At 30.8% G+C, this 6,000-nt stretch carries 3 protein-coding genes, 1 rRNA gene and 1 pseudogene; 1 reads left to right on the top strand and 4 read right to left on the bottom strand.

Annotated features, from left to right (window positions below; all coding sequences use genetic code 11):
- The 3 genes from B2217_RS14430 to B2217_RS14420 all read right to left on the bottom strand — a co-directional run.
- Positions 1-175, bottom strand: a 16S ribosomal RNA gene (locus B2217_RS14430); the annotation flags it as partial.
- An 859-nt stretch (positions 176-1,034) separates the two neighbouring features.
- Positions 1,035-2,111: an HpaII family restriction endonuclease gene (locus B2217_RS14425; protein ID WP_180905261.1), complete on the bottom strand. Its 1,077-nt coding sequence runs from the start codon at positions 2,109-2,111 to the stop codon at positions 1,035-1,037.
- Complete coding sequence (locus B2217_RS14420; RefSeq protein ID WP_244957973.1) at positions 2,108-3,247, bottom strand: DNA cytosine methyltransferase; 1,140 nt, start codon at positions 3,245-3,247, stop codon at positions 2,108-2,110. Before B2217_RS14420 ends, B2217_RS14425 begins: the two co-directional genes overlap by 4 nt.
- A gap of 604 nt (positions 3,248-3,851) precedes the next feature.
- Here B2217_RS14420 and B2217_RS14415 point away from each other — a divergent pair.
- Positions 3,852-4,172 (top strand): annotated as a pseudogene (locus B2217_RS14415) (transposase); the annotation flags it as partial.
- 150 nt (positions 4,173-4,322) lie between these two features.
- On the opposite strand, the gene B2217_RS14410 reads toward B2217_RS14415, so the two are convergent.
- Positions 4,323-5,267: a hypothetical protein gene (locus B2217_RS14410; protein ID WP_171623951.1), complete on the bottom strand. Its 945-nt coding sequence runs from the start codon at positions 5,265-5,267 to the stop codon at positions 4,323-4,325.
- Between the last annotated feature and the right edge of the window lie 733 nt (positions 5,268-6,000).

Here is a 6,000-nt window from a genome sequence, read left to right as displayed (position 1 = left end):
TTATAAAGTATTAATCCTCCTTTCGAAGGGCTATCCTTTTCAGTAGGGCAAGTTGCATACGCGTTACGCACCCGTGCGCCGGTCTCTAGCTCCCGAAAGAACTATACCCCTCGGCTTGCATGTGTTAAGCCTCCCGCTAGCGTTCATCCTGAGCCAGGATCAAACTCTCCATTGTAATTTTTCTTTTGGTATTGCTACCTATGTTTTTACAACTTCGAATTTCCTATAGCTCCATTATTAAAGGATTGACTTCGTTTTATTCGGCTATTTTTTCTTCTGTATATTTTATAATTTCAAATGAACTTCTCATTTAGCAAATCCTCTCGGTATTTGCGGTTGCAAAGGTAATACTTATTTTTTTAACTAACAAAATTTTATTTTAAAAAATTTAAAGTTTTTATTTCAATAAGTCAATTTACTTCGCAGCAAAATCACTCTCGTTATTTGCGGTCGCAAAGGTAAAACTTATTTCTAATTCAACAAAATTTATTTTTAAAAATTTTGTCGCTTGTTTTACTTTATGTCAACTACAATACTACTCGTCTTTCGTATTGGGATTGCAAATATACAACCCATTTTTCCGAACTTCCAAACACATTTTACATTTATTTTACTTTATATCCCTAACTAACTGTTATGACGGGAAATATTTTTTGAGAATTTTAGATTTGAGAAACTAGATAGTAGATTTTAGACCCGAAAACATCGTTTTTACTACACAAAATGATTAGATGTTTTGTTTTTATTACTTATAAATAAAAGTAAAATGTCTACTTTGTGGTTAACGACTCGGGAAAAGTTCCGATATTCATTAATAAAGTCGAGCTAAACTTTAGCTATATAATATATGATAGTTCTAATTACAGGTTCCTCAACAGGTTTTTACCTTCTCCCCTTCTGGCAAGAAGGAAGATTAGTTGTTAGTGGTAGTTTTTATTCATCGTTCCAATGTAGCTCAATTCTTTATTTTTTTTGTCTAACTGAAATAAAAATTGGAGTTGTACAACAGTTACCCTTGTTACATGCTGGCGCTTTTATAGAAATCTAATTTGTAAGTTCAGTTTGAAATAAAGTTTATCATTTTCTTTATAAATACTTCCGAAATCGTGTCTTGAACTACTTGCAGTTTCAAATTTTGTATTTGAATAAAGATAATCCTCAAATTCGTTTCGGTTGTAAATGTGATAACACAAAACTTCTCCATCTTCTTTTACGACTAAATATCCACCAGTTGCATCAAGTTGTCCAGTCCAGACTTTTGACGGCATCATTCCAAGTGCAATATCTGTTATAAATCGCTTGAATTTATACGTGTAAAAAGGATGATTATTCTCCAAATTAAAGTTTAAAGGATTTGTTTCAGAAACTGAATTTATTAATTCGATAGTTTTTGATAAACTTGAAGTAAAGAATTTTTTAAGTGTTTCCGAAACGATTTTGGGTAATGCAGAATCAACCAGAATTAAATTATTTCCAAAAATAGAACTTTCCGTTTTAATAAAATTTAAAGAACCACCTAACGAATAAATTTCTTCAATTCTATCTTTTATTTTACTTCTTGTATCAATTGAATTTATCAAATTGATTTGTTCTTCAGATAAGTTTATGTTTTCAATTTCGTAAATGAAATTAGTAGTTTTTCCAGCATTTAGTAAAGTAGAAGCTCCACCTAATTGTGATTTTATACTAAATCCTAATTCGGGATTCGTTCCAGTTCTTTGGTCGTGAATAACAATTTTAATATCGCTTTTAACTGAAGATTTAGCTTTAATTGATTGACTTTGATATGAATTAATAAATGTTTCAATTTGAGGAATTGAAAAAGTAGCATTTGTTTTTTCTTTTAACTTTTGTAAAAGTAAACTTGCATTTTCTTGAAAATTAGAGATTGAGATTCTAAATTCCTCTTCTCCATTTTTAATTAAAACAATATCGTTTTCATATGAAAACACGAAAGTTCCATTTGACTCATCTCTTAAAACTTTAATAATTGGAAATATTAATGATTCAATTTTATTTAAATCACTATCTCCAGCAAATAATTGTTTATCAGCAATAATTTTAAGAAGCGCATAAACTTCGCTCCATTCACCCTTATTTCCTGTTATCATTTAGTTTTCAGCATTAGTTTAATAATTTCGTTTGCAGTTGCTTGAATAGCTGGTACGGCAACGGAGTTACCGAACTGCTTGTAAGCAGATGCGTCAGCAACTGGAATAATGTAATTATCTGGAAAACCTTGTAATCTTGCCCATTCTCTTGGAGTCATTTTTCGGATTCCTTCTCGATTTACCTCACCTTTAATTTTGGTTGTTGGAGTGAAATCAGTAATTCTATGGTCTAAAACTAAATTTCTTTCACGTCCCATTCCGCCACAAACAACAGCGTTAGCTGTTTGATTATCTTTTATAATTTCGTAACCAAACCCGTTTCCTTTATTTTCGTGTCTTGCTTTGTGATTTACAAGAGTTTGAAGATATTGAGTTGAAAGATAATATTTTGTTTCAACTACATTTTCTTCCTTCACGTCTGCAAAAGTTGAGTTTTGATTTGTTGGTTTTGGATAGCTGAAATTATCAATGCACAAATCTGGATGAAAACCAACAATATAAATACGTTCTCTATTTTGTGGAACTCCAAAATCTTTAGCGTTTACTATTTGAGGTTCTGGAACAAAATATCCTAAGTCGTTACGTAAAACATTTAAAATCGTTTCTAAAGTTTTTCCTTTGTCATGACTTCTTAAACCTTTCACGTTTTCTAAAAAGAATGCTTTTGGTTGTTTACGTTTGATGATTTCAGCAACATCAAAAAATAATGTTCCTCTTGTATCTTCAAATCCTCCACGTTTTCCAGCGATTGAAAATGCTTGACAAGGAAAACCAGCACAAAGTACATCAAAACCGTCTGGAATATATTGTTTTGTTTCTTCTTTTGTAATATCACCAAACGGAGTTTCTCCAAAATTGGCACGATATGTTTTTTGCGCTTGTTTGTCCCATTCGCTAGTAAATACACATTTCCCGCCAAGATTTTGTAAAGCCAAACGGAAACCACCAATTCCAGCAAATAAATCAATAAATTTGAATTTTGGTTTCTCAACTGGTTGGAATGGTACGTTTTCGTTATTGAAAAGTTCTAATTGAAAATTCTTTTCGGAAAAGTAATTTGTATAATCTTCTGAAACGTAATTTTTTAGAATTTCATTTGTATATTCAATAGCATCACTTTTATAAAATTGTGACACTCCGTTTTTATTGTTATGGAGATAATGAGTTATCACAGCATCTTTCACGTCAAAATTAATGATAGGATTTTTCCTATCATTTCTAATTTTATCAAGTGATATTTTTTCCAAAACTTTCATTAATTCAATTTCTCTATAATTGATTGCAATTTACAAAAAATAACCGATGATTTTAAGATTAGGGATTTATGCGTAAAGTTTGGATGCGCTTGCATGTAACGGGCCGCATATTGCCGAAGGCGGGGAAATCGAAGCCTAAAGTTTCGATTTTGCACCGAGGCGAGCCATAACGAATTTTTGTGAGTTAAATTTAAAAAACAAAAACGAATTTTATTCGTTTTTGGCGGAGATAGAAGTACGAACTTTGAATTTAGCACTTTAACCCCGCATTTTGCCAAACCCTTGTGCTTGTTGCACAACTCAAAAATAAAAAAAAATTCGGATCTTGTTGTATGCAAGGACGAAAAGAATTTACCCCACAATTATTTTACGAACTAAGCTTAGAGCGGTTAGTTCAACCGATAACTTTTATCGCCGTGTAAATCAAGCATTAGATTTACATTTTTTGTACAAATCCACTCAAAAATATTACGGCACTCAAGGTCAAGAAAGTATTCACAAACCATTGTACGATAAAATGCACGAAAAACTCACCAAAAACAAAGCGTATCACCGCAGATTAGTAAAGCGTCGAAGTGCTACAGTAGAACCCGTTTTAGGAACGTTGATTAACTTTTTTAACCTAAAACGAATCAACAGCAGAGGAATGTCACAAGCCAATAAACACGTTTTGATGTCAAGTTTATCTTACAACTTGAAGAAATACCTGCGCTTTATTTTCAAAACCCCGAGTGTTTTAGCCCAAGTTGTTTCCCTAAAACAAGGGAAATACAGCTTTTTACAAAAGTACTCCTTCACGACTTAAAAAATGCGTTTTTAAGCAAACCTAATATTACAATTTAGCATATTTCTTTAAAAACAAACCTCACTTAAAATGGCTTAAACGAGGTCAAATATTTTAAATTTTTATAAAAATTGGAGTTGTGCAACAGTTACCCTTGTTAGCCGTAGTTTTTTATTTTTCTAGTTTTGTTTTTAGCGATTCTAACAGTCGTTTTTCAAAATCTCCAATGATACTTTTCGCCCAAAAGTTGGCATAAAAATTCATTTTCGATTCAATTTTATAGTCGCAATTAAGAATTATCTTCGTTTTTGTTTCAGAAATATATTCAAGTGAGTAATTGATGTTTTCAAAATTGAAATAATTACTTTTAAGTAAATGCTGATCGGTTGGTGTTTCTCTTAATTGAGATTTGGACAGATCTATTTTGAAATTGACAAATTCATTTTCTTTAATTTCTGATACATATTCATAAAGTTTCAAGTCATCTGTAAAATGTCCAATTCTGTACATTTGATTTTCGTTTGTCAAAATTTCTGAATTGACAGGTCGTGGAATACCAATTTTTTGATAAAATCCATTCTTGTATTCATCATCAGATATTGTTGGAACTGACAATAAATTAGGGAATATTTCGGCTTTATTTTTATTAATTATTATTTCAGATGAAACGCTGTAAACTTCTTCTTTATTCGGAATTAAGTTTTCAATTGGATTTAACAATAGTGGAATTAAAATAATTGAATAAAGTTTTTTATCTTTTATTCTGTCTTTGACGAAAGCACCAAGCAAAAGACCAATTACTCCAGCAACCAGTAAAAAAGGAAGTCCAATAATTAACAAACACACTAAATCTTCAATTCTTGTAATTAATGCTGCAATTAAAAATAGAATAATGGTAATAATTGGATAGAAGAATAATTTAGCTTTTGATTTGTAAATTTCATTTGAGGAGAAAAGTATCGGAAATAAACCAATAACTATTGGAGTTACCCAAAGAAAACTAATACTGTAAATATTGTAATAATCTTCAAAAATTTCGTTGTCTCCTAAAATTCGAATTATCAGTCCGTAAATTACACCTAAGAATATGCCTAAATATTGAGATTTCTGTTTCATACGGGATTTTGGTAAAATTACGGCTAACTCTCAAATATACGCAACTTTCTATAAAAACCAAATAAAAAGTAAAATAGACGCTATTTACTGAAAGTGAGTAAATTAAATAAGCTAATTAATTGCGTATTTAGAATTGTTTATGGATTTTTTTTATGTGATTTTAAATTCAAATAAAGTTTTACATTAACAAATAAGAGTATTCTGAAATTATAATTGGCCATAAAAACATATAAAAATCGAGTGAATTTTCTTTTATATTTTTTAGACTATCAAACATATTTTTCCAACCTTGAGTTCCAGTCAATATTGAAATGAAAGTAAAATACCCTACGATACTTAAAAATAGAACTAATATTTTTAGTCATAATTTTGATTTAAGTTTCGTGAAAAATCAGCTACATCCTCAAGCTTACTCGCTACTTAAAGGCAGGATGAAGGCAGGATAAAGGCAACATAGTGGCAGTAGAGAGGCAGTAGAGTGTATACAATACTTTTTTTGGATGGTTGGAGTTGAACAAAAAAATGGTGGCTCATTGCGCGCGAGGTTTATATTTTCACTGCATGGAATGATTAGGCGGTGACGATTTGCTGAATCAAGCAAATGGGCAGCGGCTACTTTTGGGTTATGGACTCGGGAAAGGTTTCGCGAAGCGAAATAAATTAGTAAAAAAAAGAAAGGCTACCCAAAATGGATAACCTTATTACTTGTTATATTCTTATTCTGAAAAATTAT

It is taken from the genome of Empedobacter sp. UBA7620 (assembly GCF_002484185.1).
Classification (GTDB): domain Bacteria; phylum Bacteroidota; class Bacteroidia; order Flavobacteriales; family Weeksellaceae; genus Empedobacter; species Empedobacter falsenii_C.
This window is presented reverse-complemented; position numbering and strand designations above follow the sequence as displayed.